The sequence below is a fragment of the Acetobacter sp. P1H12_c genome, from assembly GCF_018811975.1.
GTDB classification, from domain to species: domain Bacteria; phylum Pseudomonadota; class Alphaproteobacteria; order Acetobacterales; family Acetobacteraceae; genus Acetobacter; species Acetobacter persici.
Genome location: NZ_JACRVR010000003.1, coordinates 100,725 through 125,296, shown reverse-complemented (window position 1 = coordinate 125,296; position 24,572 = coordinate 100,725). Strand labels below are relative to the sequence as shown.

Here is a 24,572-nt window from a genome sequence, read left to right as displayed (position 1 = left end):
TCAGGGTTTTGGAGAAGTCTGAATGAGTGTTAAAATCCGTCTTGCCCGTGCAGGTGCCAAGAAGCGTCCTTACTACCACATCGTTGTGGCTGACAGCCGCTCCCCGCGCGATGGCCGTTTTATTGAAAAAGTGGGTTCCTACAACCCGATGCTGCCGTCCGACCACGCTGAACGCGTGCGTCTGGTGAACGACCGCATCACCCACTGGCTGGCTCAGGGCGCGCAGGCAACCGACCGTGTTGCACGTTTCCTCGGCAACGCTGGTCTGGCTCCGAAGCCGGCTTACAACGAGCAGCCGAAGCAGGCCGCTCCGAAGAAGAAAGCTCAGGAACGCGCTAAAGCTGCTGCTGCCGCTGCTGAAGCCGCAGCCTGAAGCCAGAGCGAGCTAAGCTGACCGGATCATGCGCGCAGACCTTATCCAGATAGGCGTTGTTGGCAGGCCGCATGGCGTGCGCGGGCTTGTGCATGTGCACAGCCACGCAGCCGATGCGTCCGCGCTGGAAGCCTACAAGGTTCTGGTGGATGATAAGGGGCGGGAATGGTCTCTGCGCTGGCGCGGGGCGGACGGTGTGGCGGAACTGCGTGATGCGCAGGGCACGCCACTGGCCGACCGGACTGCGGCACAGGCACTTGTCAATACTCGTCTTTTCGTGCCGCGTGATGCGCTGCCCGAGCCTGAGGAAGAAGAATTCTACCATGCTGATCTGATCGGCATGGAGGCGCGGGAAGGCGACTGCTCTCTGGGGCAGGTTGTCATGGTGCATGATTACGGGGGTGGAGCCAGTCTGGAACTGACCGGGGGCGTGCTGGTGCCGTTCACCCGGGCCTGCGTGCCGGAGATTGATCTGAAAGGGCGTGTGGTCACCATCGTGCGCCCCGTTGAGGTCTCTGGTGAGGAAGGGCGCGGTGTGGGGGCAGCTAAGGCGGCGGGGCCTGCGGCATGAGCTGGCAGGCAACGGTGCTGACACTGTTTCCGGAGATGTTTCCCGGTCCGCTGGGGCTTTCTCTGGCGGGTCGCGCGCTGGAAAACGGTGTGTGGTCCTGCACGGCGCAGGATATGCGGGAGCATGGTCTGGGCCGGCATCGGGCGGTGGATGATTCCCCGTTTGGTGGGGGCGCAGGCATGGTCATCCGCCCGGACGTGGTGGATGCCGCTCTGGCAGCCACGCAGGTTCCGGTGGATGTGCCGCGTGTGTTTCTCACACCGCGTGGCCGCCCGCTCCGGCAGCAGGACGTGCAGCGCTACGCACAGGGGCCGGGTCTCGTACTGTTGTGCGGCCGGTTTGAAGGCGTGGATGAACGCGTGCTGGAAAGCCGGAAGATCGAGCAGGTTTCCATTGGAGACTATGTTCTGTCCGGTGGAGAGACAGCCGCCCTTGTGCTGCTGGATGCCTGCATCCGGCTGCTGCCCGGCGTGATGGGGTGTGAGGATAGCGGGGTTGAGGAAAGTTTTTCCGAAGGCCTGCTGGAATATCCGCACTATACCCGTCCTGCCGTATGGGATGGTCAGAACGTGCCTGAAGTCCTGCTGTCAGGAAATCACGCGGCAATTGCTGCGTGGCGTCAGACGCAGGCGGAAGAAATCACGCGGGAAAGACGGCCGGACCTGTGGTCTGCCTGGCTGGCTCGCAGGGAGAAAAACGGGGCTGCTGCCAACGGGAAAAACGGGCAGACAGACCCAACAGGGGTTTGAGGAAGGATACCGAAATGAACATTATTCAGCAGTATGAAGCTGCAGAAATCGAACGTCTGACAGCCGCTCGCGCCGTGCCGGAATTCGCAGCCGGTGATACGCTCCGCGTGTCCGTGCAGGTTGTTGAAGGTGAGCGCAAGCGTCTTCAGGCTTTTGAAGGTGTTGTGATTGCCCGTTCCAACAAGGGCCTGAACAGCAACTTCACCGTGCGCAAAATCTCCAATGGTGAAGGCGTGGAACGTGTGTTCCCGCTCTATGCGCCGACCATTGCGGAAATCAAGGTTGTGCGTCGCGGTAAAGTGCGTCGTGCAAAACTGTATTATCTGCGTGGCCGTAGCGGTAAGTCTGCTCGTATTGCTGAACGTCCGCGTGACGTTGCAGCACCGGCAGCTGCTGGCTAAAATCACGTTGCAGCAGGCGGCCTCTGGGCGGCCTGCTTCACCGCAAAACCCGGTTGGGCTTCGGCCCGCCGGGTTTTTGGGTGCTGAGAAGATGAAGGCGCGGGTTTTTCGTCTGTTGGACCAGGGCTGAGTTCAGGCTGATCTGCGCGAGTCCGTGCCGTTCCATGAAAGGGGAGGGCCATGGCGCCGCGTACGTTATTCGACAAGATCTGGGACCACCACGTTGTCGAAACTTTGCCCGATGGCACCTCTATCCTTTATATCGACCGTCACCTTCTGCATGAAGTGACAAGCCCGCAGGCGTTTGAAGGCCTGCGTCTGGCCGGGCGTAAGCTGCGTCACCCTGAAATGACGATGGCTGTGGTAGACCATAATGTCCCCACGTCTGACCGCACCAAACCCATTGAAGAGCCGGAAAGCCGCAACCAGATTGAAACGCTGGAGCGGAATGTGAAGGAATTCGGGGTTCCGTATTTCCCGCTGCTTTCTGCTTCTCAGGGTATTGTGCACGTGGTCGGGCCGGAGCAGGGGATTTCTCTGCCGGGCATGACCATTGTGTGCGGAGATTCCCATACGTCCACGCATGGCGCCATGGGGTCTCTGGCGTTCGGTATCGGCACGTCTGAAGTCGAGCATGTGATGGCAACCCAGACCATTCTGCAACGGCCTGCCAAGAACATGCGTGTGACGGTGGAAGGGCAGCTTGCTCCGGGTGTGTCCGCCAAGGACGTCATGCTGGCGATTATCGGGCATATCGGCACCGCAGGCGGCACCGGGCATGTGATCGAGTTTGCAGGCTCTGCCATCCGGGGGCTGGATATGGCTGGCCGTATGACCATCTGCAACATGTCCATCGAGGCAGGCGCGCGGGCCGGGCTTGTCGCCCCGGATGACACGACGTTTGACTATGTGCGCAACCGCCCGTTTGCCCCCAAGGGTGAGGACTTTGAGAAAGCAGTTGCTTTCTGGCGCACGCTGGCAACGGATGATGGCGCGCATTTTGACAAGGAAGTTTCTCTGCGCGCTGAGGATATCGCTCCCAGCCTGACATGGGGCACCAGCCCCGAAACCGTCCTGCCCATTACCGGCACGGTGCCGGACCCTGCCCAGGAAGCGGACGAATCAAAACGTGCGCAGATGCAGCGTATGCTGGATTATATGGGGCTTGAGGCCGGGCAGAAAATTGCGGGGACGCCGGTGGACGTGGTGTTTATCGGCTCCTGCACCAACAGTCGGATTGAAGACCTGCGCGCTGCGGCTCAGATTGCCGCAGGCCGCAAGGTGGCGGACGGCGTGCGCGCTATGATTGTACCCGGTTCCGGGCTGGTCAAAATGCAGGCGGAAGAAGAAGGTCTGGACAAAGTCTTTCTGGATGCCGGGTTTGAATGGCGTGAGGCCGGATGCTCCATGTGTCTGGGGATGAACCCGGACAGACTGACACCGGGACAGCGTTGTGCGTCCACCTCCAACCGTAATTTTGAAGGACGTCAGGGGCCGGGTGGGCGGACGCATCTGCTGTCTCCCGCCATGGCGGCGGCGGCGGCGGTCACGGGATACCTGACGGATGCGAGGGAGCTGGTCTGATGGAAAAATTTACAACCCTGTCTGCTGTTGCTGCCGCTCTGCCGGAAGACAACATTGATACGGACAAGATCATTCCGGCCCGCTTCCTGAAAACCACGCAGCGCACGGGTCTGGGGAAATATGCGTTTGACAGCATGCGCTATCGCCCGGACGGGTCTGAAAATCCGGATTTTATCCTGAATAAGGAACCCTGGCGGAAAGCCGAGATTCTGGTCACATATGACAATCTCGGCTGCGGGTCTTCCCGTGAGCACGCGCCCTGGGCGTTGCTGGATTTTGGGATCCGCTGCGTGATTGCCCCGTCTTTTGCGGATATTTTCTTCAATAACTGCTTCAAGAACGGCATCCTGCCGATCCGCCTCCCGCGTGAAATCTGTGATCAGCTCATGTCGGACTCCACCATGGGCAGCAATGCCCGGCTGACCATTGACCTGCCCCGGCAGGTCGTGATCCGCCCGGATGGTGAGGAAGTGCCGTTTGAAATTGATCCGTTCCGCAAGCACATGCTGCTTGAGGGGCTGGATGATATTGGCCAGACACTTCAGCACGAGACTGAAATTAAGTCCTTTGAACAGAAGGTTGCCGGGGAACGCCCCTGGATGCCTTCAATCACCCTTGATTGAAGAATGGGAAAAACCATGACTGCACAGCCTGCAAAACTGCTCGTTCTGCCCGGGGATGGTATCGGGCCGGAAGTGATGCGGGAAGTTGGCCGCGTTATCACATGGCTGGAAAAGAACCGTGGCCTTGCGTTTGACATCACGGAAGATCTGGTTGGTGGCGCGTCTCTTGCGGAATATGGCGAACCAATCCGGAATGAGGTGATTGAAAAAGCCCGCGCGGCGGATGCGGTTCTGTTCGGCTCCGTGGGAGACCCGCGCTGGGGGCATGTTGGTTTTGAAAAGCGGCCGGAAGTTGCCATTCTCAAACTCCGGCAGGAACTGGAGTTGTTTGCCAACCTGCGCCCGGCCAAGGTGTTTGACGCACTTGTGGATGCCAGCACGCTGAAGCCCGATGTGGTGCGTGGACTGGATATCATGATTGTGCGTGAGACGGTCGGCGGTATTTATTTTGGGGACCCGCGCGGAATTGAAACTCTGCCGGACGGCACCCGCCGCGGTATCAACACGGAAGTCTACACAACGCCGGAAATCGAGCGTGTGGCGCGTGTGGCGTTTGAAATGGCCCGCAAACGGTCTGGTCATGTCTGTTCCGTTGAAAAATGCAACGTGATGGAAAGCGGTCTGCTGTGGAAAGAGGTTGTGACGGACCTCCATGCTCGTGAATTTGCTGACGTCAAACTCACGCATATGCTGGCCGATAACTGCGCCATGCAGCTTGTGCGTAATCCGCGCCAGTTTGATGTGATTGTTACCGGCAACCTGTTTGGGGACATTCTGTCCGATCTGGCCTCCATGCTGACAGGCAGCCTTGGTATGCTGCCGTCCGCAACGCTGGGTGCGGTGCAGTCTAACGGCAAATCCGCTGCGCTGTATGAGCCGATCCATGGCAGTGCGCCGGATATTGCAGGGCAGGGTATTGCCAACCCGATCGCGCAGATTCTCTCTTTTGCTATGCTTCTGCGCTATTCGCTCAACCTTCAGGAAGAAGCGAAGATGGTGGAAGAGGCTGTCTCCCGCGTGCTGGAAAGCGGGCTGCGGACAGCGGATATCATGAGCGACGGCATGGCGCGCGTGGGCACATCCGTGATGGGTGAGGCCATTGTCCGTGAACTGGATAAACTCCAGAAATAAGGTTTTCTTTTCAGGTGGCTGCTGTGCAGCCTGAAAAAACGGCCCCCGGTGTGAGAACGCCGGGGGCTTTTTTTGTTTGCTCCAATTTGTTGGGCCGGTGGGTAGACTGTTTTTCAATACGGTGAAAAAACAGTCTGCATGATCCATCAGATTTTTCCGGGAACAGTAAGAATGCGTTTGAAACGTTTACTGCTGGCAGGGGCTGCCTCGGCGCTGCTTATGGCAGAGGCCGCACAAAGCGTACTGGCACAGACGGCTGCCGCCGGTGCCGCGCCGGTCATTACAGCCAATACGACTATAGCGTTTCTGGATGATATTCATGGTTCGCAAGCCATGGCATGGGTGCGGGCCCAGAACCTGCACACCACCAGCACGCTGGAAAAAGACCCGCGTTACGCCGGATTTTACAAGACCGTTCTGTCTGGTCTTCAGGCGCCGGACCGTCTTGCCATGCCGTCTCTCATGGATGGGGCCGTCTGGAATTTCTGGCAGGATGCAGCCCACCCGCATGGGATCTGGCGCGAGGCCAGTCAGGCCTCTTACCTGAAAAAAACACCGGACTGGACCGTGCGTCTGGATGTGGATGCTCTGGCAAAACAGGATGGGATCAACTGGGTTTTTAAAGGTGCGAACTGCCTTGCTCCGGCGGATGAGCACTGCCTTGTGGCGTTGTCCAATGGTGGGGAAGATGCCGAGACGCTGCGGGAGTTCAACACAAAAACCGGCCAGTTTGTGCCGGGTGGTTTTGTATTCTCCCGTTCCAAGCAGACGGCGGCATGGGTCGATGCCAATACGATTTTGCTGGCGCGTGACTGGGATGGAAAAGGCACAACGCTGACGCCGTCAGGCTACCCGTATGTGGTCAAAACCATGATACGGGGTGCGGCAGCCGGACAGGAGGCAGAGCTTTATCGCGGCGAGCCTTCTGATATGGCGGTTATGCCGATGGTGCTGACAGATGGAGACGGGCACCAGCTTGTGCTGATCCAGCGGAATGTGAACTTCTTTGAAACCCGTTATGCCGTGGTGGAGGGCGGCAAAAGCCTGCGCTGGCTTGCACTGCCTGCAAAAAGCGAAATTCAGGGGATGCTCAAAGGGCGTCTGATCGTCTCTGTGGAGGAAGACTGGCACCCGGCCGGGCAGGCTGCAATTCCGGCGGGGAGCCTGTTGTCCGTTGATCCGGCCGCAGCGGAGCAGGGTGTGCAGGTTATTTTCACTCCCGGTGCGTCTCAGTCCATTGATCAGGTGGGTGTTACGAAAAACACCGTGGTCGTGAGCCTGTTTGATAACGTGCGCGGTCGGGCAATGCGCTTTACCGCGCCGCAGGCCGGTCAGCCCTGGCAGGCAACACCGCTTGCGCTGCCGGATATGACCTCTATCCATATTGTCGATACGGATCACGCATCAGACACAGCGTTCCTGAGTGTGGAAGGGTATCTGGAGCCGTCTCAGCTCTGGCTGCTCGAGGGGAAGGGGCAACCGCGCAAGGTGAAATCCGCTCCGGCGCGATTCAAAACGGATAATCTGGTTACGGAGCAGTTCTGGGCAACCTCCACGGATGGCACCCGGATTCCGTATTTCATCGTGCATCGGCGTGACATAAAGCTGAATGGTGCCAACCCGACTTTGCTCACAGCCTATGGCGGCTTTCAGGTCTCTTACACCCCGCTTTACGCGCCGGAAATCGGCCAGCTCTGGCTGGAGCGTGGCGGTGTGTATGTGGTGGCGAATATTCGCGGTGGCGGGGAGTTTGGCCCCGCATGGCATGAGGCAGGCCGTAAATCAGGCAGACAGAAAGTCTATGATGACTTCGCCTCCGTCGGGCGTGATCTGATCAGCCGCAAGATTACCTCACCGCGTTATCTCGGGATTCGCGGGCGTTCCAATGGTGGCCTGTTGTCCGGGGTGCAGATGACACAGCATCCGGACCTGTGGAATGCCGTGATTATCGGTGTGCCGCTGCTGGATATGGAGCATTTTGAAACCATGTCTGCCGGGGCTTCATGGGCTGCGGAATATGGGTCTATGTCCGTTCCGGCAGAAGCTGATTTCCTGCGGTCTATTTCTCCGGTGCAGAATCTGAAAGCGGATATTTCCTATCCGGAACCGTTTATCTTTACAGCCACCAGTGATGACCGCGTTGGCCCCGTCCATGCGCGGCGCTTTGCTGCGCGGCTTGAGGCAATGGGGAAGCCATTCTTCTATTATGAAGATATTGAAGGCGGCCATTCCGGAACGGTGAACGCGCCGGAAGTTGCGCATGAGCGGGCGCTGGAAGCGGTCTATCTGTCTCATCGTCTGATGGACAAGGAATGAAAAAAGGGCGGGACACACTGCGTGTCCCGCCCTTTTTTAGCGTTCTGTGTGCGGAAGCTTTAGAAGCCTTCGCGCTCGAGACGCTTGCGTTCCATTTTACGGGCGCGGCGCACAGCCTCAGCAGACTCACGTGCTTTACGCTCGGAAGGCTTTTCGAAATGACGACGCAGCTTCATTTCACGGAAGATGCCTTCACGCTGCATTTTTTTCTTGAGCGCTTTGAGAGCCTGATCGACATTGTTGTCACGGACGAGAACGTGCACTTGGCCACTAACCCCTGTTTCAGAAAACCCGGATAACCCCGGTTTTGACGTGATATGGAAAAGACTCGGTTCAGCACTTCCGTGCCACCGATTCCTCTATTGGTGGCGTCTATAGCACGGGCTTGCAGAAAGACACAATTCGTTCTTGCTTCCCGGCAACAAACTCTTGTGAGGACTGAACAGGGCTGTAAGGAGGCTGGTATGGCTATTTTGAAAATTGCCCGGATGGGCCACCCTGTTCTGCTCAGGCGGGCGGATGAGGTAGCGGACGTCACCGCGCCGGAGATCACGTCTCTGATTCAGGATATGATGGAAACCCTGAAGGATGCCGGGGGTGTCGGGCTTGCGGCGCCTCAAGTCCATGTTTCAAAAAGGGTTTTCCTGTATTTTGTGCCGGAAAGCCGGAGTGAGGGAGAGGATGACCCGCCCTGCGACGTACAGGTGCTGATCAACCCGGTGCTGGAGCCCGTGGGGGAAGAGCAGATGCCGCGTCTGGAAGGGTGCCTGTCCATTCCCGGCCTGCGGGGGGAAGTTCCGCGCTACAGGCGGGTCCGCTATGCGGGATATGATCAGAAAGGCAACCCGGTGCACGGCGTAGCCTCAGGCTTCAGAGCAAATGTCATGCAGCATGAAATGGATCATCTGGACGGGATTCTTTATCCCATGCGAATGGATGATCTTGGAAAGCTCGGATTTGATACCGAGGTAACGCGATACGGAGTGCGGACATGACCACCACAGGATGGGGCAGGGTCGAGCAGGCAGTTTCTCTGGCTGTAGCGGGGCTGGCGACGGGCAGTATGCCATTCCCTGTTGAGCGGGATGCCGTGCGGGATACGGCGCTGCGCAAACTGGCGGCTGTTGCCGGGCAGCGCGGGTGGAGCGTGCAGGTCCTGCGGGATGTTGCCGGGCCGGAGGCAGACCTGCTGTTCCCCGGTGGGCCGGTGGAAATGGTCGAGGCCTGGTCAGACCTGTGTGACCGGGAGATGGTTGCCGCCATGCAGGAGACTGCGGAGCTCCGCCTGAGCCAGCGTGTCCGGCAGGCCCTTCTGCTGCGTCTGCCCGTGGATCAGGCCATGCGGGCCGGCGCCAGAAGCGGGTTTGCCACGCTGGCGACGCCCTGTGCACGTGGCGCGTTGCGGCGTTCCCTGATGCGCACCGTCAACGCCATCTGGCAGGCGGCGCAGGATGAGTCCTCAGGCATGACGTATGTGACCAAACGCCTCACGCTCGGGGCGGTCTATGGGGCGACTCTGCTCTACTGGCTGGCGCGCGGGCAGGATGAGGCCGCTCTTGCGGCCTTTATTGATCGCCGGCTTGCTGGTGTGCTGCGTCTTGGGCAACTTCGCGCACGTCTGAGCGGCAGAAAGGCCCCTGTGCGTCCGGCTGCGGTCTGAGGGGCGGCGCGTGCAGCAAGGCGGCAGACGCTGATGACATCAGGATATCGCCCACATGATGAGGCCGGTGCGGGGCTGCTCTTTCTGCGGGAAGAGCAGCTCAGGCTGGCTCAGACCATGATGTTTCTGGCAGGGCGCGATATGGCGGCTGCCCTTGAACCGATTCTGACAGAAGAAAAACTGGGAAGCGCGCATTATCGGGTTTTGCAGGTGCTGGCGTTCAGCCCCGGTATTCCGGTTAGCCGCCTTCAGGACACCTTGGGTGTTACCAAGCAAAGTCTGGGCCGGACGCTCGGCGAATTGCAGGACCGTGGCTATCTGGACAGTGAAACCGGGCTGCGGGACAGACGACAAAGGTTGTTGCGGCTCAGTAAAGAAGGGCAGGCTGTGGAGGCCCGTCTGTTTGCCGTTGTGCGCCAGCGCCTGAGTGCGGCCTATCGGGAAGCGGGAGGGGCTGCCGTGGAAGGGTTTCGGCGTGTGATGCACGGAATGCTTTCTGAAAGCAGCCGCGCCATGATGGCGGATGACGCCGCCGGACGAAGAAAGGGACGCAATGGAACTTAGTCACCGTGAGAGTGTCCCGGAAGAAGGAACGGCCCCCCATGTCATAGTGGTGGATGATGACCCGCGCCTGAGGCGTCTGCTGCAACGCTATCTGTCTGAACAGGGGTTCCGCATCAGCGTTGCGGCCAGTGCGGCGGAGGCCCGGCAGGCCTTACAGGGGATTCAGCCGGACGCCATGGTGCTGGACGTTACCATGCCGGGTGAAAACGGACTGGAACTGACGCGCGCCTTGCGGGATGCCGGGCAGGATCTGCCCATTGTGCTGCTGACGGCGCGTGGTGAACCCGCTGACCGGATTTCTGGTCTGGAAGCGGGCGCGGATGATTATCTGGGGAAGCCGTTTGAACCACGGGAACTGCTGTTGCGGCTCAAGGCGCATCTGCGTCGTCTGACGCCCGCACCCGCCGCGGACAATCTGCGTATTATCCGTTTGGGGGAGAAAGAGTTTGATCCTGTCCGCGCCTTGTTGTCCGGCCCGGAGGGGAATGTGCATCTGACAGGGGGGGAGGCGGCTCTTCTGTCTGTTCTGGCGCGTCACCCGAACGAGGTTTTCTCCCGCGAGGAAATTGCTCGTGCGCTGGATATGGCGGAAATTGGCGAGCGTGCCGTGGATGTGCAGGTTACGCGCCTGCGCCGGCGGATTGAGTCGGACCCGCGTGAGCCGCGTTTTCTGCACACCATTCGCGGGCGCGGTTACGTGCTCAAGCCCGGTGTGCAGTGACATATTTTTGTCAGTGATGCCGCGATGAAACGGCGCGCACTCAAACTTTTTCCCTCAGGGGTGCTCAGATCCCGTGGTGTGGAAAAATCCGTGCGGCGGGTGCTGCCCCGCTCCATGCTGGGGCGCTCTCTGCTGATTGTCCTGATGCCGTTGCTGATTACGCAGGCCATCTCGCTGGAACTGTTTTACGGAAATTTTCTCCGGGTTGTCTCCCGTCGGCTGTCAGACAGTGTGACGGCGGATATTGTTCTGTCTCTCAACGCGCTGGAACATCTGCAAAAGCGGAGTGACAAGGACTGGTTTGTGGCGCAGGCGCGGGACCATCTGCAACTCGTGGAAACATGGCATCCCGGCGCCCGCCTGCGGCGTTTTGGGTTTAACCACATTACCGGGCCGATGGATGATGATCTGGCGCACGCGCTGGATACCGCCATTGATTATCCGTTCTTTGTGAACTGGAAGGTGGACCCGCATACCGTGAAAATTTCCATCCAGTTGCCGGACGGGGTGCTGGATGTGGATGCCCCCCGCAAGCGGCTGGATGTGGGGCAGATCTGGCTGTTTGTTGGCTGGGCGCTGAGTAGTTCCATTCTGCTGTTTGTGGTGGCCAGTCTGTTCATGCGGAATCAGGTGCGGGCTATCCGCCGTCTGGCGCGGGCTGCCGAACAGTTTGGGCTGGGGCGGGATATTGGCCCCATCAAGCTGGAAGGGGCGCAGGAGGTGCGGAAGGCGGCTGTGGCGTTTAACCGCATGCAGGACCGGATTTATCGCTTTGTCTCTCAGCGGACCGGCGTGCTAGCCGGGGTCTCGCATGACTTGCGCACCCCTCTGACCCGCCTGCGTCTCTCTCTGGCCATGATGCCCCGCAGTGGCACGGTCAAAGGCGAAGAGCTGAGTCAGGAAGTGGATGATATGATCGGTGATGTTGCCGAGATGGAACACATGATCGGCAGCTATCTGTCTTTCGCCCGTGGTGAGGGCGCGGAAAACCCGGAGCAGGTGGAAATGGCGCCGTTTATTGAGGACGTTGTCACAGCGGCCCGCCGGGCCGGGGCACGGGTTGAGTCTGTGACCGTGCAGCCGGGTCTGTATGTCCATATGCGGCCGGACGCCATGAAGCGCGCTCTGACCAACCTGCTGGACAATGCCCGCAGGCATGGGGGAGCAATAGCGGTAACCGCCTACGCCATGCAGGAGGGGGCCTGTATTCTGGTGGATGATGACGGGCCGGGGATCAGCCCGGAGCGGCGGGAGTCCGTCTTTCGGGCTTTTGAAAGTGGCCGTGGAGGTGGCACCGGTCTGGGTCTGACAATTTCACGCGATATCGTGCGGGCTCACGGGGGCGATATGGAACTCGAATCCTCGCCCACCGGAGGGGTGCGCGTCAAACTGATCCTGCCCTAGGGCAGGAGGTCTGAGGCTGAAGGAATAGAGCTCAGCAAAAAAAGCGGTTTAGAGCGTATTCCCCGCACCGAAGTGGCCCGGGCCGCTATTGCCGCCCATCATACCCGTGCCGGTGCCGCCACCGCTGGAATTCATCATGTTCTGCATCGGGTTGTAGCGGCCCACATTACCCAGAATCTGCTGGAGAATGTTGATGCTGGTGCCCGGTGTCGGTGTGACCTTGCTGATCATGGCCACAGAGCGGCTGTCTTTACGGTTCAGGGTCCGCAGGCTTTGCAGGGTGCCTGCGCCGTCAAACTTCAGAACAACGACCTGCTGCTTATCAATACCGGGGAAATCCAGCGGCCGCATGTAGGTCGTCATGGAAATGTAAATCCAGGTATTATCGTCAAAGGCGCCCTTGGTGGTGGGGGAACCGAGCAGATCGACCGCATCCGCACGGGTGCTGGAACCCGGTGTCAGCTGATTATAATCATCCGCCTCGATAAGGGAGCCGCGCGGCACGGGAGTGGGGGCAAACACGGAGCAGCCGGAAATGACGAACGCAGCCGCCAGCGCCCCACAGGCGGTGCCGAAGCGCGTCATACTTTTCTTGCGGTGCGGTGTCATGCGGTAAGGCGTCCCCAAATCTATGCGGTCACTCTGAGAAAGACCTACTCTGTCGGATGCCCCAACGGGCTCTGTGCGTCAATTCCTGAATTGTGCAGAGGGCGGGTTTTCAGGCTGATCATTGCGCTTGGGGCGCTTTATGTTAGGCCTGCAGAAAGGTGCTCCTGTAAATCCGCAGCAGGAGGCCGGTCTGTTTTTCCAGAAGCCAGAGTTTCAGGAGGTTTCCATGTCGCATAAGCCGGAATTTTCCCGCCCCGTTGCCGTGCGTCGAATCGGCGCATCCGGGCTGGATCTTACGGTCGAGGCTACGCCCGCCGAGTGCGCGCAGATTGCCAGACGTCTGGGTTTGCCTGAAATCAGCATGTTTCGCTGCAAATATACGCTTACTCTGGGGCGGCGGGATCTTGTGTCCGCCCACGGGGCGCTGGCGGTCCGTTTTAAGGAGACGTGTGTGCGCACACTCGAACCGTTTGAGGATATGCTGGCAGGCTCCTTTGCGGTGCAGTTTGTGCCTGAGGAGCATTTTGAAGAAAGTGCCGCACCTGATCTGGAAGCCCTGGACGAGATTCCCTATGAAGGGGAATCGATTGACCTTGGGGAAGCTGCGGTTGAGCAGTTTGCACTGGATCTTGAGCCCTATCCCCATGCTCCGGACGCCAGTCTGCCCGACGGGCTTGTCATAAGTGAGGAAGAGGCGGAAAAGCTTGGTGCGCAGGAAGCTGCGGCGCAAAAAGTTAATCCGTTTGCCGATCTCGCACGGTTGCGCCGCAAAGATAGCTGACGTGCTGCGATAGGTTTTATTGCGCTCTTGCTTGCGAAAGAGGCGGCTCTCTGCTAGAGGCCGCCCTCAATCTGGTGATTAACCTGTTTTGTCTTTCGGTGGTGTGGATTGTCCACGGTGCCGGTAGTCTTTGATCTGTTTGGAGGGGCTCGGTCCCATGGCTGTACCCAAAAGAAAAACTTCGCCTTCACGTCGTGGCATGCGTCGCAGCCATCAGGCTCTGCGTGTGGAGGCTCATGCTGAATGCTCCAACTGTGGTGAGCTGAAGCGCCCGCACAACATCTGCAGCCACTGCGGCCATTATGACGGCCGTGAAGTGATTGCGGCTGGCAAGGCACTGAAAGTCGCTGTTCGCGCCTGAGGGCAGATGGCTCACATTGCCATAAGGTAATGTGTTGTTACGGGAGTAAGGCATCTGCGGCATGGCAGAGAAGCAGGCATGAGCGATAGAGAGATTTCCGAGAATTCCCCCGCTGAACAGAGTGAGGTTTTCAGCCTTGCTGTTGATGGAATGGGGGGGGACGGAGCTCCCGACGTGGTCGTTGCCGGGCTTGCCATTGCAGCTGATCGCCATCCCGGGATGCGCGTGCTCCTGACGGGCGATGAAGCCCGTCTGCGTCCGCTTCTGGCGAAATATCCCAAAGCGGAAGCAATCTGCACCATCTGGCATACGGATGCCGCCATCCCTATGGACATGAAGCCTACCGCCGCCCTGCGGGTGCGTCGGTCCTCCATGCGTCTGGGGATGGATGCTGTTGCAAGTGGCCGCGCCAGAGGCGTGGTTTCTGCCGGTAACAGCGGCGCCATGCTGGCTCTGGCAAAAATCGTCGTTAAGACCATGCCCGGCATTTCCCGGCCCGCCATGGCTGCCATCAGCCCGACAATCAAGGGTGATGTGGTCATGCTGGACCTTGGGGCCAACGTGGCGTGCGACTGGCGCAATCTGGTTGAATTTGCCGTGATGGGCGAGGCCTTTGCCAAGGCTGTGCTCGGCCTGCCCGCACCTAGCATCGGGCTTCTCAACATCGGCTCGGAAGAGCTGAAAGGTGATGAGAAGCTGCGTGTTGCGTCCGAGGCGCTGCGTGAAAGCCCGCTTGCGGCCCAGTTCCACGGTTTTATTGAAGGTCACGACATTACGGCGGGCACGACCGACGTGGTGGTGACAGACGGTTTCACCGGGAATGTGGCTCTCAAGACCGGGGAAGGTGCGCTGAAAATGGCGTCCTCCCTGCTGCGGCAGGTTTTCAATCGCGGTATTATTTCCAAAATTGGCTATCTGCTTGTCCGGCCCGGCCTTGAGCGCATGAAGGAATGGCTTGACCCGCGCCGCTATAACGGTGCGGTTTTTGTCGGCCTGAACGGCGTTGTGGTGAAATCTCATGGCGGAACAGACGCCGAGGGATTTGCCGCGGCTGTGGATGTGGCCATGGATATGGTCACGCATGGATTTAATGATGGTATTCGTGAGCGCCTGACCCATATGGGGGCGCTTCTTTCCCGTCAGCAGGCCTCGCTTGAGCGTGAGCCTGAGACGACGGCTTCCTGATCAGATACGGGTTCAGGGCCTGAATGTCAGGCAGTCCTGAGTGCCGGTGTCTGGCAATGAAAGAACGGTAATGGCGAGACGTTCGCTTCTGGTAGGGTTTGGCGGGTTCCTGCCGGATCGGGTCGTGTCTAACGATGAACTGGCAGTCCGGCTTGAAACCTCCGATGAATGGATAAAAACCCGTACCGGCATCACCCAGCGCCATATTGCGGGTGAGCACGATACGGCGACCAGCATGGGGGCCGCCGCAGCGCGCCGGGCACTGGATTACGCTGGTCTGAGTGCTGACGATATTGATGCCGTCATTGTCGCGACATCCACGCCCGATCAGGCTTTCCCGGCGACGGCCGTGCGGATTCAGGCCGAACTGGGGATGACGCAGGGCTTTGGATTCGATCTGGCCGCAGCCTGCTCCGGGTTTGTGTATGGTCTTTCCACTGCCGATGCGTTTATCCGCGCCGGACAGGCACGGAATATTCTGGTGATCGGCAGTGAGGTCTATTCCCGTATTGTGGACTGGTCCGACCGTGGCACCTGCGTGCTGTTCGGGGATGGAGCCGGGGCCGTTGTGCTCTCTGGCTCCGATGCGCCGGGCGATAAGGGACTGCTCTCCACCCACCTGCATTCCGACGGCACAGCGGGGGACCTGCTGTATGTTGATGGTGCAGTAGGGCGCCGGGATAAAAGCGGTTACCTGAAAATGAGCGGGCGTGATGTGTTCCGCCATGCCGTTGCCAAGCTTTCTTCCTCAGTTGATGAAGCTCTGAAAGCCGAAGGTCTGGATTATTCAGACGTCAACTGGCTGGTGCCGCATCAGGCCAACATCCGCATTATTGAAGGTGTGGCGAAAAAACTGAGCCTGCCTGCCGAGCAGGTGGTGATCACGGTTGACCGTCACGCCAATACTTCAGCAGCCTCTATCCCGCTGGCTCTGGATGAAGCCGTGCGCGATGGCCGTATCCAGAAGGGTGATCTGGTGCTGATGGAAGCGCTGGGTGGCGGCCTGACCTGGGGTTCAGCGCTCGCCCGTCTCTGACGGTATTTTCAGAATTCTGACGGCAGGACGGTGGGCGACCTCACGAGAGAATTGACGAGGTCGTCCAACGTGTTACTTTCGTCAGTATGGAAACTGTCACGCGTGCCTCTCTGGTCGAACAGATCTATCAGCAGGTTGGGCTGTCCCGTAAGGAATCGGCTGTCCTGCTGGAAGATATTCTGGAAACGGTCATGCTTGCGCTGGAGCGCGGCGAAAGCGTCAAGATCAGCGGTTTTGGTACTTTTTCCGTAAGGCAAAAAGGCCAGCGCTGCGGACGTAATCCAAAAACGGGTGAGGAAGTGCCGATTCTTCCGCGTTCAGTTCTGGTTTTCCGCCCGAGTCAGTTGCTGCGTGCGGCTATTAACCACGAGCCGCTTGAGGGTGGCGAGGCATATGACGATGAGTGACACCGACCAGCTTCCCTCCATGATCGACTCTTCCGGCCTGCCGGATGATGAAAATGGTGTGCAGACCCGCATGGAAAAAGGTCCGCTCGCGTTCCGCACCATTAGCGAAGTCGCTGATGAACTCCATGTGCCGCAACATGTTCTGCGATTCTGGGAAACACGGTTTGAGCAGGTTCGCCCGCTGAAGCGCGGTGGTGGCCGGCGCTATTACCGCCCGGCGGACGTGGACCTCCTGCGCCATATTTCCGATCTTCTTTATGCTAAGGGCTACACGGTAAAAGGTGTGCAGCGCCTGTTGCGTGAAGGGACGGTAGAAACTGACGCCGCACCGCAAAATCCTGTTGTGACGGAGACCGTCGCTGACGTGCTCCCTCACGAACCGGCAGCGCCGACATCCGAGGGTGCGCAGGAGGGGGTATCGTCTGCGGCAGAGCCAGCAGAAAATACGCACGTCGTTGAAAATTTTGCTTCTGCGGACGTTTTAGAAGAGCAGCATGCTGATGCTGATGCTGATGCTGATGCTGATGCTGATGCTGATGCTGATGCTGATGCTGATGCTGATGCTGATGGAGGCGGCGTAGAAGATGCCATCGGTCAGCTTCATCACTCCGCCGATCCTCAGCAGGAAACGCAAATTGTGCTGGGTCAGCCGGATGAGGTTGCTTCCCCGCAGGATAATGCTGTTGAGGCTGCACCTGCACCTGCACCTGCACCTGCACCTGCACCTGCACCTGAAACCGCGTCTGCCGAAGTTGTTCGTCGGCTGGAAATGCGGAATGTACGCCTGAGAAATGATCTTGCGGACATTCTTGTTGAACTGGAAGCGTTTCGGACCCGCATTACGGCGTGAAAAAATCCGCAAGGTGGCTTGTGCGGCGTGAAGGGGCCTGCTAAACACCCTTTCACCAAATGGACGGGCAGTAGCGCAGTCTGGTAGCGCATCAGTCTGGGGGACTGGGGGTCGTGGGTTCGAATCCCGCCTGCCCGATATTTGTCCAGTTGGTCTTCTGAAAATTTCAGAGCAGTTTGACGGGTGTTCAGAACATGAACACCCTTTTTGCTGTTCAGGCTTTTATGGCGTTATTGCCAGACGTCCAGCGGCGCCAGAGCAGATTGAGTGCCGCCATTGCCGCAGGCCCGACAAACAGGCCCAGCAGACCCCATGTTTCCGCACCTCCCAGAATACCCAGCAGCACCCACAGGAAGGGGAGCTGCGTGCTGCCACCAATAAGCACCGGGCGGATAAAATGGTCGGCGACGAAAATGACCACTGCGCCAATACAAAACGTCACAATGCCAGCCAGAGAGGCCGCTTTTGCAAGGATCAGCAGAGAAACAAGGCTGACGGCAATCATGGCGCAGAAGGGGATCATGGCGGCGACCGCTGTAATGACACCAAACAGGGCAGGGTGGGGCGCACCAGCAAGAGTGTAGACAATCCCCATCAGCACACCTTCCCCGATACCAACCAGCACCAGCCCCAGCACAGTCCCGTGAACAGAGGCGACAATCTGGCGGGCAATTGTTTCACCGCGCTTTCCAAAAGCACGGCGGGACGCAATGCGGCACTGGCGGATGACAGAGGTGCCGTCTTTATAAAGAAAAAACAGGGTCACGATTGAAAAGCAGAAAAGCGTGCCTCTGTGCGCAATCTGGGAACCGAGGGCTTTGGTAATAGCCATCCCTTTGCTGTCCAACGCGCCCGTCAGGCTTGAGACATCTTCCGGGTTGGACAGGTGCGCCTGCCACCAGTTGATAAGCGTCTGGCTGCCGAAGGGCAGGCGGCTAAGTGCATCGGGCACCGGCACACCGTTTTTCCGGGCGTCTTCCAGCCAGCTCAGGGCGCTCTGGGCTTCTCCCACGGCTTCCAGCGTGATGAGCATGAGCGGGATGACAAAAATAAGGGCCATGGCTGCGGTAAAGAGAAACGGCAGGGCCGAGCCATTGGCGGCTTTAGGCCACGCGGCCTGAGCGCGCGTGTAAAGCGGCCATGTTGCGATGGCGAACACGCCCCCCCAGACCAGCGCGGGCAAAAACCCGTGGATGGTGTAGAGAGCAACAGCGAAGATGAAAATTGCCAGAACGTTCCGCGCTGTTTCCTGTCCCTTCCTGGAGCGTTGGCTCGGCTTGACCAGAATACAGCGTGGGTGCCCGGAGACTGTGGGCTGGCTTGTCGTGTCTGGCATATGGGGCGTTTCTCCTCTTACCCAGTAAACATATCATTTCTGACAAGTTTGCGCGTTCGCACGCTTTCGGTCGAGCAAAATATAGAGCGGCACGGGTGCTGCACAGGGCCGTTTTATTTTAAGGATTGCAGTCTTATCCCCCTATCTCTGGAGGGAGCGCTGCCAGTATAAGCAATCTGTCATGCTCAAAAATTTTCTTACTGTTGGCGGCTGGACCATGCTCAGCCGTATCCTTGGTCTGGTGCGGGATCAGCTTCTGGCAGCCTTTATGGGTGCGGGCGCGTTGCAAGACGCCTATCAGGTGGCGTTCCGGTTGCCGAATATGTTTCGGCGGCTGTTTGGCGAGGGGGCCTTCAATGCCGCCTTCGTCCCGCTGTTTTCGTCCGTCCTGACAAAGGAAGGGGAGGATGAAGCCCGGACATTTGCGCGTCGCGCTCTGGGCGTCATGCTGGTCTGGCTGCTCTTTCTGTGTGTGCTGGGGGAGATTTTCATGCCGCAGGTCTTGCGGCTGATTGCCCCCGGCTTTTCGCAGGCGGGTGAGCGGTATGCGCTGGCCGTCAGCCTCAGCCGGATTACCTTTCCGTATCTGGTGCTGATCTGCGCGGCGGCTCTGGTTGCCGGTGTGCTCAACGGGCTGCATCGCTTTGGCATCGCCGCGGCTGCGTATCTGGCCTTTAACGTGGTTGGGATTGCCGCCATCCTGTTGGCCTCGTCCTTTTTGCCGAATGTGGCTTATGCCGCAGCATGGGGGGTGACGGTCTCTGGCGTGGTGCAGCTTGGGCTGCTGCTGTGGGCAGCGCATCGTGCAAATTTCGGGCTGATGCCCCTTCGTCCCGCGCTGACGCCCCGCATCCGTCTGCTTGTGCGCCGCATGGTGCCGGGACTGGTGGGGAGCGGGGTTGGGCAGATCAACCTCACCGTAGATACAATCATCGGCACGCTCCTTCCTTCGGGCAGTGTTTCGCTGATGTATTTTGCGGACCGGATCAACCAGTTGCCTCTGGGTGTGCTGGGTGCCGCGGCTGGGACAACCCTGCTGCCGGTGCTGACGCGCCATCTGGCCGCCGGTGAGCATGATGCCGCACATTCCGCCCAGAACCGGGCCATGAGTTACGTTCTGCTTCTCACGCTGCCTGCGGTGGCCGGATTACTGGTGCTGGCGGGGCCGATCATGATTGTCCTGTTTGGTCATGGGTCTTTTACCGAGCGTGATGCGCTTCTGTCCGCGCAGGCTTTGCGGGCCTATGCGATCGGCCTTCCGGCGTTTGTGCTGGTGAAAGTCTTTTCTCCCGCGTTCTTTGCACGGGGTGATACCCGTACGCCGGTGTATGTCGGCATTGGTATTCTGGTGCTGAATTTTCTTCTCAATCTGCTTTTCATGAAGCCTCTGGCCCATATGGGGCCACCGCTGGCCAGTAGTCTGGCGGCGTGTGTCAATGTGGCGTGTCTGGCACTTCTGCTCATGCGGCGTGAGGCGTTGCGGGTTTCCGGAATGGAGCAGATCAGAATGGTCAAGACGGCCTGTGCGGCGGGTCTTATGGGGCTCGTGCTGGTCGGGGTCCAGGCTGTTCTGGTGTTTCCTGCCGGGCTGATTCTGCGCGTTCTCTGGCTGAGTGGCATGGTGGGGCTGGGGGCTGTTCTGTACGGTGTGTTCCTGCATCTGTCGGGCATCATGAATGGCGCGGACATTCTGGCGCGTGTGCAGCGCCGTCTGCAAAAACGCCGGAGCTGAAAGACGGGACGAAAGAACTATGACAGAGATTGTTCTGGCGCATCAGGTTGATCTGCAAACATGGCGGCAGGCGGCGCGGCACTATGCTCTGGCCGGTGTGCCGCCGGAGGCTCTGTCCTGGCGTGTTGCCCAGTCTTCTGAAGACCTGCCGCAGGTTTTTCAGGTCTCTGCGTCCACACAGGCCGGCTCTCAGGCTGTTCTGCACCTGCCGCGTAGGCTGGTAGAATGGATTCTTCTGGGGCTTCAGTCCGCACAGGCTGAGAGGTTCGACTTACTTTATCGTCTGGTGTTTCGCGTCGCGCAGGAAAGTCTGGATCTGGCAACCGCTTTGGATGATCCGGACGTGCGCCGTGTTGTGCAGCTTGTGGAGGCTGTTAAAGCGGAAACCGAGCGTTTCCGGCTTGAATTTGCGCAGATATTTGCAGACCCCGCCCGGCCCCTCTGGGAGACGACGCCTGCTGCGTATGTAGTGGAAGGGAACGCCGCGTATTGCATGGCGCGGTACGCCCGCCCGTGGGAGATCCGCACCCCGTATCGCAGCATGAAGTGGGACGGTAAGACGCTCTGGTTCGGTGCATCTGCTGCCGACACGACTTCTGAACCGCCGGGCGGATGGCAGCAGGCCGGTCACGGTCTGTGGCAGGACTGGCCCCGTACGGTTCTGGCCCCGGACAGGGCAGAGGTTGAACAGACAGCGTCACTGGAGAGTCTGGGAGCGGAAGCGATGGACTGTCGCGCCTGTGCGCTCTGGCGTCCGGCCTCCCGCACTGTTTTTGGAGAGGGAGCCTCCTCAGCGCGTGTAATGCTGGTGGGCGAGCAGCCGGGGGATCAGGAGGATCTGGCGGGGCGACCGTTTGTGGGGCCTGCCGGACAGGTGCTGGAGCGCGCGCTGGAGGAGGCCGGGTTAAGCCGGAGCACGGTTTACGTTACCAATGCGGTCAAGCATTTTCGTTTTACATGGCGTAATGGCCGGCGGCTGCACCAGAAGCCGGAGCAGGACAACGTGCAGGCCTGCCAGATGTGGCTGGATGCGGAGCGACGGCTGGTCAGGCCAGCCTTGATTGTCATGATGGGTGTTACCGCAGCGCAAAGCCTGCTGCATCGACCGGTGACGATTTCTCGTGAGCGGTCTCGTATTTTCCCGTTGAGTGACGGCAGTCAGGGGCTGGTGACCGTCCATCCGTCCTATTTGCTGCGTCTGCCCAGTGAGGCGGATAAAGAGCGGGAATATGCGCGTTTTGTAGAAGATCTGAGGCGCGTCAAAACATTTATGGATAGCCTGCCCTGAGAGCTCAGGGTGCTTATGGTAAGAAGTAAGGTCAGTCTAGAGTGTTCAGTTCAGGCTTTGCGCGCTTTATTGATACGGGCGTGCAGGTCTTTCCCCGTTTTAAAGAACGGGATGTATTTTTTAGAAACCTGAACTTGCTCACCTGTTTTCGGGTTACGGCCAATACGCGGGTCGCGCTCTTTAATGGAAAATGCCCCAAAGCCGCGTAATTCCACCCGATTATTGTCTGCCAGACTCGTAGAAATAGAATCGAAGACAGTATTGACGATCAGGTTGATGTCTTTGAGCTGAAGATGCAGATGTTTCTGCATAAGAGCAGCAATAAGCTCGGACTTAGTCATGGTCCACCTTCCACATTCTGGACAGTCAGCCTGCCGGACGAACAGGGCTCCAGCGGATCTGCGTAACAAAAAAGGACGCCATATTAAAAAAGTGCGCAACCGGCCCTAAAGCTGGTGCGCACTCCAAAATTCACTAAGCCGGTATGATCCGTCAATACATAAATAGTCTGACAGTACGAACCAGAGGAATACTGTCAGACTTTAAAGATCAGGCTGTCGCTTTTTTGCTGCGGCGGCCGCGTGTGGCCCCTTCTTCACCTTCCGGTGTTGCATGAATTTTGCGGCCCAGACCAATTTCACGGGCCAGAGTGGAGCGACGTTCCGCATAGTTCGGAGCAACCATGGGGTAGTCAGCCGGCAGGCCCCAGCGCTCACGATACTGCTCCGGCGTAATGCCATAGGCGCTCTGCAGGTGGCGCTTGAGCATTTTCAGTTTCTTGCCGTCTTCCAGACAGACAATGTAATCCGGGAAAACAGAGCGTTTGACCGGCACGGCAGGCTGAAGCTTTTCCGGTTCATTCTGCGGCTGGTCAGCCGTTTTCAGAGCCTGATACACATCGCGGATCAGGGCGGGCAGCAGGGCCGGATCGGTCTGGTTGTTGGAAACATGCGCAGAAACGATTTCTGCCGCCAGATCAAGAATATTGGGATAGCTCTGGTTCTCTGTCATAACAATTCCGCTTATTTGTGGGGCTGAATGACTCACCCATACTATTCCAATTCTTGTTTGTGAATAGAGAATATAACAATGTGATTGAATAAAATTGAATATAGAATGAAAAACAGTCCTTGAAGAGAGTGAAGAATGGGGATGTATGCAAGTAAAATAAATATTTGGTAATCTGTTTTATGATTGATTTGTCTGCTTTGGCTTGTCTTCAGGCATGGGTCGGGTAATAGCTGGCGTTTGTTTTCAAGGCTCAGGTATTTGCAAATGGCATAATTGACTTTACGGTTCAGCCTACTACCAAAACGCTCTTGCTGCGTGCAGGCAGTCTTTTCAATAGACGTGGATTGGCTGCGAGAACCCTTTAATATTTGTAAGATCCCGGAAATAAGGACTGTTGGAAATGGCCTCTTGTCGCGCTGGCAGTAAACTGATTGTGCCTGTTGTGCTGTCTGGCGGAACGGGAAGCAGGTTGTGGCCAATGTCACGGGCCAGCTTTCCTAAACAGCTCTGGTCGCTGGTGAGTGAGCGCAGCATGCTTCAGGAAACAGTTTTACGGGGTCAGGCCGCCGGTTTCGCGCCGCCCGTGATTGTTTGTAATGAAGAACATCGTTTCCTTATTGCAGAGCAGTTGCGGGAAGTTCTGGTAGAGGACGCCAGCATTATGCTGGAGCCGGTTGGCCGCAACTCCGCACCGGCTATTACCGCAGCGGCTCTCCTTGTCACGCAGACGCATCCGGATGCTGTGTTGTGGATGATGGCTGCGGATGCGGATATCAAGAAGTCTGAAGCCCTCACACAGGCCATGACAAAAGCTGTGCAGGCCGCGGAGGCTGGCCGTGTCGTGACGTTTGGGATGGCGCCCACCCGGCCTGAGACCGGATATGGTTATATTGAAAAAGGTGCCCCGCTCCCCGGCGTGGACGGGGTTTTTGCCATCAAATCTTTCCGTGAAAAACCCGCCCAGGCGGTTGCGGAAGAGTTTTTGAAAGACGGCAATTATTTCTGGAATTCGGGCATGTTTGTCTTCCGGGCTGATGTGCTGCTTGATGAAATGCGCCGCTATGCTCCGCAGGTTGTGGAGCGTGTGACTGCGGCGTTTGAGAAGCGGAAAACGGATCTCGATTTTATCCGGCTGGATAAGGCGGCTTTTGCTCAGGCTCCGGATATTTCCATTGACTATGCCATTGCTGAAAAAACCCAGGTTTCCGCTGTCATCCCGGCTGATCTGGGCTGGTCGGATGTTGGGAGCTGGGATGCGTTGTGGGATATCAGCCCCAAAACACCAGATGGCAACGTGCTGCTGGGAGATGTTCTGACAGAGGATGCGCATGGCTGTTACATCCGCTCCGAAGGCCCGCTGACGGCTGTGACAGGTGTGGATGATGTTGTGGTCGTGGTGACTGCGGACGCGGTGCTGGTCACGCATAAAGACCGCGCGCAGGACGTTAAAAAACTTGTCGATCGCCTGAAGACGGATGGTCGGGGCGAAGCGTCTGAGCACCAGAAGAATTATCGCCCATGGGGGTTTTATGAAGGGCTGATCCGGAACGAGCGGTTTCAGGTGAAGCGGATTGTGGTCAATCCGGGCGGGAAGCTGTCTTTGCAGAAGCATTTTCACCGGGCGGAACACTGGGTTGTTGTGGGTGGCGTGGCACTGGTCACAAAAGGCGATGAGGAAATTCTGGTGCGGGAGGATGAGAGTGTCTACCTGCCGCAGGGCTGTGTGCATCGGCTGGAAAACCCCGGCAAAATTCCACTGACGCTTATTGAGGTTCAGTCAGGTGCTTATTTAGGGGAAGACGACATTATAAGGCTGGAAGACAGTTATAATAGAAATTGATAAATAAATAAGAATAAAGACATAAAAAAAGCTCCCGAA

27 protein-coding genes and 1 tRNA gene are annotated in these 24,572 nt (G+C 58.3%); 23 read left to right on the top strand and 5 right to left on the bottom strand.

The annotated features are described in order from the left end of the window. Nucleotides 1-22 precede the first annotated feature (22 nt). The 8 genes from rpsP (at nt 23) to KP699_RS04090 (ending at nt 7,748) form a co-directional block, all read left to right on the top strand. Nucleotides 23-373, top strand: a complete 351-nt coding sequence (gene rpsP, locus KP699_RS04125) for a 30S ribosomal protein S16 (protein WP_025825857.1) — start codon at nt 23-25, stop codon at nt 371-373. Between the two features lie 28 nt (nt 374-401). Beyond that, nucleotides 402-944 (top strand): ribosome maturation factor RimM, encoded by a 543-nt coding sequence (gene rimM / locus KP699_RS04120; RefSeq protein WP_215761712.1) that lies wholly within the window; start codon nt 402-404, stop codon nt 942-944. Further along, entirely contained in the window at nt 941-1,693 is a 753-nt protein-coding gene (trmD, locus tag KP699_RS04115) for a tRNA (guanosine(37)-N1)-methyltransferase TrmD (protein ID WP_086656086.1), read from the top strand. Before rimM ends, trmD begins: the two co-directional genes overlap by 4 nt. A gap of 14 nt (nt 1,694-1,707) precedes the next feature. Beyond that, nucleotides 1,708-2,094 carry a 50S ribosomal protein L19 gene (gene rplS / locus KP699_RS04110; protein ID WP_025825863.1) on the top strand — a complete coding sequence of 129 codons (387 nt, stop codon included), beginning with the start codon at nt 1,708-1,710 and terminating at the stop codon, nt 2,092-2,094. A gap of 180 nt (nt 2,095-2,274) precedes the next feature. Continuing rightward, the gene (gene leuC / locus KP699_RS04105) at nt 2,275-3,678 is read left to right on the top strand and encodes a 3-isopropylmalate dehydratase large subunit (protein WP_215761711.1); all 1,404 of its coding nucleotides are present in this window, start codon (nt 2,275-2,277) and stop codon (nt 3,676-3,678) included. Next, the gene (gene leuD, locus KP699_RS04100; RefSeq protein ID WP_077931416.1) at nt 3,678-4,301 is read left to right on the top strand and encodes a 3-isopropylmalate dehydratase small subunit; all 624 of its coding nucleotides are present in this window, start codon (nt 3,678-3,680) and stop codon (nt 4,299-4,301) included. Before leuC ends, leuD begins: the two co-directional genes overlap by 1 nt. A gap of 15 nt (nt 4,302-4,316) precedes the next feature. Next, nucleotides 4,317-5,432 (top strand): 3-isopropylmalate dehydrogenase, encoded by a 1,116-nt coding sequence (leuB, locus tag KP699_RS04095; RefSeq protein ID WP_212360592.1) that lies wholly within the window; start codon nt 4,317-4,319, stop codon nt 5,430-5,432. A 171-nt stretch (nt 5,433-5,603) separates the two neighbouring features. Further along, entirely contained in the window at nt 5,604-7,748 is a 2,145-nt protein-coding gene (locus KP699_RS04090; protein WP_252346779.1) for a prolyl oligopeptidase family protein, read from the top strand. A 59-nt stretch (nt 7,749-7,807) separates the two neighbouring features. On the opposite strand, the gene rpsU is transcribed toward KP699_RS04090, so the two are convergent. Further along, a complete protein-coding gene (rpsU, locus tag KP699_RS04085; RefSeq protein ID WP_006557524.1) occupies nt 7,808-8,011 on the bottom strand; it encodes a 30S ribosomal protein S21 in 204 nt (67 codons plus the stop codon). Nucleotides 8,012-8,212: 201 nt separating this feature from the next. Between rpsU and def the strand changes: the two genes are divergently transcribed. Genes def through KP699_RS04060 form a run of 5 tightly spaced genes read left to right on the top strand, consistent with a single transcriptional unit; the run spans nt 8,213 to nt 12,097 of the window. After that, nucleotides 8,213-8,743 (top strand): peptide deformylase, encoded by a 531-nt coding sequence (def, locus tag KP699_RS04080; RefSeq protein ID WP_215761710.1) that lies wholly within the window; start codon nt 8,213-8,215, stop codon nt 8,741-8,743. Continuing rightward, on the top strand, nt 8,740-9,408 hold the full coding sequence (locus tag KP699_RS04075) for a rpsU-divergently transcribed protein (RefSeq protein WP_215761709.1): 669 nt from the start codon (nt 8,740-8,742) through the stop codon (nt 9,406-9,408). The genes def and KP699_RS04075 overlap by 4 nt, the downstream gene beginning before the upstream one ends. Nucleotides 9,409-9,441: 33 nt before the next feature. Beyond that, complete coding sequence (locus tag KP699_RS04070) at nt 9,442-9,972, top strand: MarR family winged helix-turn-helix transcriptional regulator (RefSeq protein ID WP_025825876.1); 531 nt, start codon at nt 9,442-9,444, stop codon at nt 9,970-9,972. Continuing rightward, on the top strand, nt 9,962-10,693 hold the full coding sequence (locus tag KP699_RS04065; protein WP_215761708.1) for a response regulator: 732 nt from the start codon (nt 9,962-9,964) through the stop codon (nt 10,691-10,693). The genes KP699_RS04070 and KP699_RS04065 overlap by 11 nt, the downstream gene beginning before the upstream one ends. Before the next feature lie 24 nt (nt 10,694-10,717). Then, a complete protein-coding gene (locus KP699_RS04060; RefSeq protein ID WP_215761707.1) occupies nt 10,718-12,097 on the top strand; it encodes a sensor histidine kinase KdpD in 1,380 nt (459 codons plus the stop codon). Nucleotides 12,098-12,145: 48 nt separating this feature from the next. Here the strand turns inward: KP699_RS04060 and KP699_RS04055 are convergent, their stop codons facing one another. Next, nucleotides 12,146-12,706: an outer membrane protein assembly factor BamE gene (locus tag KP699_RS04055; RefSeq protein ID WP_077931420.1), complete on the bottom strand. Its 561-nt coding sequence runs from the start codon at nt 12,704-12,706 to the stop codon at nt 12,146-12,148. Between the two features lie 226 nt (nt 12,707-12,932). Between KP699_RS04055 and KP699_RS04050 the strand changes: the two genes are divergently transcribed. The 7 genes from KP699_RS04050 (at nt 12,933) to KP699_RS04020 (ending at nt 17,464) form a co-directional block, all read left to right on the top strand. Further along, the gene (locus KP699_RS04050; RefSeq protein WP_215761706.1) at nt 12,933-13,487 is read left to right on the top strand and encodes a DUF177 domain-containing protein; all 555 of its coding nucleotides are present in this window, start codon (nt 12,933-12,935) and stop codon (nt 13,485-13,487) included. A gap of 157 nt (nt 13,488-13,644) precedes the next feature. Continuing rightward, nucleotides 13,645-13,848 carry a 50S ribosomal protein L32 gene (rpmF, locus tag KP699_RS04045; protein ID WP_025825885.1) on the top strand — a complete coding sequence of 68 codons (204 nt, stop codon included), beginning with the start codon at nt 13,645-13,647 and terminating at the stop codon, nt 13,846-13,848. A gap of 78 nt (nt 13,849-13,926) precedes the next feature. Further along, nucleotides 13,927-15,033 (top strand): phosphate acyltransferase PlsX, encoded by a 1,107-nt coding sequence (gene plsX, locus KP699_RS04040; protein WP_077931421.1) that lies wholly within the window; start codon nt 13,927-13,929, stop codon nt 15,031-15,033. Between the two features lie 70 nt (nt 15,034-15,103). Continuing rightward, the gene (locus tag KP699_RS04035; RefSeq protein ID WP_077931847.1) at nt 15,104-16,069 is read left to right on the top strand and encodes a beta-ketoacyl-ACP synthase III; all 966 of its coding nucleotides are present in this window, start codon (nt 15,104-15,106) and stop codon (nt 16,067-16,069) included. Nucleotides 16,070-16,119: 50 nt separating this feature from the next. After that, entirely contained in the window at nt 16,120-16,476 is a 357-nt protein-coding gene (locus KP699_RS04030; RefSeq protein WP_255030612.1) for an integration host factor subunit alpha, read from the top strand. Between the two features lie 19 nt (nt 16,477-16,495). Beyond that, nucleotides 16,496-17,326 carry a MerR family transcriptional regulator gene (locus KP699_RS16365; RefSeq protein ID WP_374196879.1) on the top strand — a complete coding sequence of 277 codons (831 nt, stop codon included), beginning with the start codon at nt 16,496-16,498 and terminating at the stop codon, nt 17,324-17,326. A gap of 64 nt (nt 17,327-17,390) precedes the next feature. Next, nucleotides 17,391-17,464 (top strand) — tRNA-Pro (locus KP699_RS04020). Nucleotides 17,465-17,540: 76 nt separating this feature from the next. Here KP699_RS04020 and KP699_RS04015 read toward each other — a convergent pair. Further along, nucleotides 17,541-18,662: an AI-2E family transporter gene (locus KP699_RS04015; protein ID WP_086656093.1), complete on the bottom strand. Its 1,122-nt coding sequence runs from the start codon at nt 18,660-18,662 to the stop codon at nt 17,541-17,543. A 181-nt stretch (nt 18,663-18,843) separates the two neighbouring features. Between KP699_RS04015 and murJ the strand changes: the two genes are divergently transcribed. Beyond that, on the top strand, nt 18,844-20,394 hold the full coding sequence (gene murJ / locus KP699_RS04010) for a murein biosynthesis integral membrane protein MurJ (protein ID WP_215761705.1): 1,551 nt from the start codon (nt 18,844-18,846) through the stop codon (nt 20,392-20,394). A gap of 19 nt (nt 20,395-20,413) precedes the next feature. Beyond that, nucleotides 20,414-21,682, top strand: coding sequence for a UdgX family uracil-DNA binding protein (locus KP699_RS04005; RefSeq protein WP_215761704.1), 1,269 nt, complete (start codon nt 20,414-20,416; stop codon nt 21,680-21,682). A gap of 50 nt (nt 21,683-21,732) precedes the next feature. Here KP699_RS04005 and KP699_RS04000 read toward each other — a convergent pair whose 3' ends face one another. Both KP699_RS04000 and KP699_RS03995 read right to left on the bottom strand, forming a co-directional pair. Further along, nucleotides 21,733-22,023, bottom strand: a complete 291-nt coding sequence (locus KP699_RS04000) for an integration host factor subunit beta (RefSeq protein ID WP_215761703.1) — start codon at nt 22,021-22,023, stop codon at nt 21,733-21,735. Nucleotides 22,024-22,231: 208 nt separating this feature from the next. Continuing rightward, on the bottom strand, nt 22,232-22,693 hold the full coding sequence (locus KP699_RS03995) for a MucR family transcriptional regulator (protein WP_025825900.1): 462 nt from the start codon (nt 22,691-22,693) through the stop codon (nt 22,232-22,234). Between the two features lie 400 nt (nt 22,694-23,093). Between KP699_RS03995 and KP699_RS03990 the strand changes: the two genes are divergently transcribed. Beyond that, on the top strand, nt 23,094-24,533 hold the full coding sequence (locus tag KP699_RS03990; RefSeq protein ID WP_215761702.1) for a mannose-1-phosphate guanylyltransferase/mannose-6-phosphate isomerase: 1,440 nt from the start codon (nt 23,094-23,096) through the stop codon (nt 24,531-24,533). Nucleotides 24,534-24,572 lie beyond the last annotated feature (39 nt).

What these genes read in the sequence shown, in the direction of transcription:
- trmD (WP_086656086.1), top strand. Translation starts at nt 941, where the DNA reads ATGAGCTGGCAGGCAACGGTGCTGACACTGTTTCCGGAGATGTTTCCC.
- def (WP_215761710.1), top strand. Translation starts at nt 8,213, where the DNA reads ATGGCTATTTTGAAAATTGCCCGGATGGGCCACCCTGTTCTGCTCAGG.
- KP699_RS04005 (WP_215761704.1), top strand. Translation starts at nt 20,414, where the DNA reads ATGACAGAGATTGTTCTGGCGCATCAGGTTGATCTGCAAACATGGCGG.
- leuC (WP_215761711.1), top strand. Translation starts at nt 2,275, where the DNA reads ATGGCGCCGCGTACGTTATTCGACAAGATCTGGGACCACCACGTTGTC.
- KP699_RS04060 (WP_215761707.1), top strand. Translation starts at nt 10,718, where the DNA reads ATGAAACGGCGCGCACTCAAACTTTTTCCCTCAGGGGTGCTCAGATCC.
- plsX (WP_077931421.1), top strand. Translation starts at nt 13,927, where the DNA reads ATGAGCGATAGAGAGATTTCCGAGAATTCCCCCGCTGAACAGAGTGAG.
- murJ (WP_215761705.1), top strand. Translation starts at nt 18,844, where the DNA reads ATGCTCAAAAATTTTCTTACTGTTGGCGGCTGGACCATGCTCAGCCGT.
- leuB (WP_212360592.1), top strand. Translation starts at nt 4,317, where the DNA reads ATGACTGCACAGCCTGCAAAACTGCTCGTTCTGCCCGGGGATGGTATC.
- KP699_RS04070 (WP_025825876.1), top strand. Translation starts at nt 9,442, where the DNA reads ATGACATCAGGATATCGCCCACATGATGAGGCCGGTGCGGGGCTGCTC.
- KP699_RS03995 (WP_025825900.1), bottom strand. Translation starts at nt 22,693, where the DNA reads ATGACAGAGAACCAGAGCTATCCCAATATTCTTGATCTGGCGGCAGAA.
- KP699_RS04065 (WP_215761708.1), top strand. Translation starts at nt 9,962, where the DNA reads ATGGAACTTAGTCACCGTGAGAGTGTCCCGGAAGAAGGAACGGCCCCC.
- KP699_RS04000 (WP_215761703.1), bottom strand. Translation starts at nt 22,023, where the DNA reads ATGACTAAGTCCGAGCTTATTGCTGCTCTTATGCAGAAACATCTGCAT.
- rplS (WP_025825863.1), top strand. Translation starts at nt 1,708, where the DNA reads ATGAACATTATTCAGCAGTATGAAGCTGCAGAAATCGAACGTCTGACA.
- leuD (WP_077931416.1), top strand. Translation starts at nt 3,678, where the DNA reads ATGGAAAAATTTACAACCCTGTCTGCTGTTGCTGCCGCTCTGCCGGAA.
- KP699_RS04015 (WP_086656093.1), bottom strand. Translation starts at nt 18,662, where the DNA reads ATGCCAGACACGACAAGCCAGCCCACAGTCTCCGGGCACCCACGCTGT.
- rimM (WP_215761712.1), top strand. Translation starts at nt 402, where the DNA reads ATGCGCGCAGACCTTATCCAGATAGGCGTTGTTGGCAGGCCGCATGGC.
- KP699_RS04035 (WP_077931847.1), top strand. Translation starts at nt 15,104, where the DNA reads ATGGCGAGACGTTCGCTTCTGGTAGGGTTTGGCGGGTTCCTGCCGGAT.
- KP699_RS04050 (WP_215761706.1), top strand. Translation starts at nt 12,933, where the DNA reads ATGTCGCATAAGCCGGAATTTTCCCGCCCCGTTGCCGTGCGTCGAATC.
- KP699_RS16365 (WP_374196879.1), top strand. Translation starts at nt 16,496, where the DNA reads ATGATCGACTCTTCCGGCCTGCCGGATGATGAAAATGGTGTGCAGACC.
- rpmF (WP_025825885.1), top strand. Translation starts at nt 13,645, where the DNA reads ATGGCTGTACCCAAAAGAAAAACTTCGCCTTCACGTCGTGGCATGCGT.
- KP699_RS04075 (WP_215761709.1), top strand. Translation starts at nt 8,740, where the DNA reads ATGACCACCACAGGATGGGGCAGGGTCGAGCAGGCAGTTTCTCTGGCT.
- KP699_RS04055 (WP_077931420.1), bottom strand. Translation starts at nt 12,706, where the DNA reads ATGACACCGCACCGCAAGAAAAGTATGACGCGCTTCGGCACCGCCTGT.
- KP699_RS03990 (WP_215761702.1), top strand. Translation starts at nt 23,094, where the DNA reads ATGGCCTCTTGTCGCGCTGGCAGTAAACTGATTGTGCCTGTTGTGCTG.
- rpsP (WP_025825857.1), top strand. Translation starts at nt 23, where the DNA reads ATGAGTGTTAAAATCCGTCTTGCCCGTGCAGGTGCCAAGAAGCGTCCT.
- KP699_RS04090 (WP_252346779.1), top strand. Translation starts at nt 5,604, where the DNA reads ATGCGTTTGAAACGTTTACTGCTGGCAGGGGCTGCCTCGGCGCTGCTT.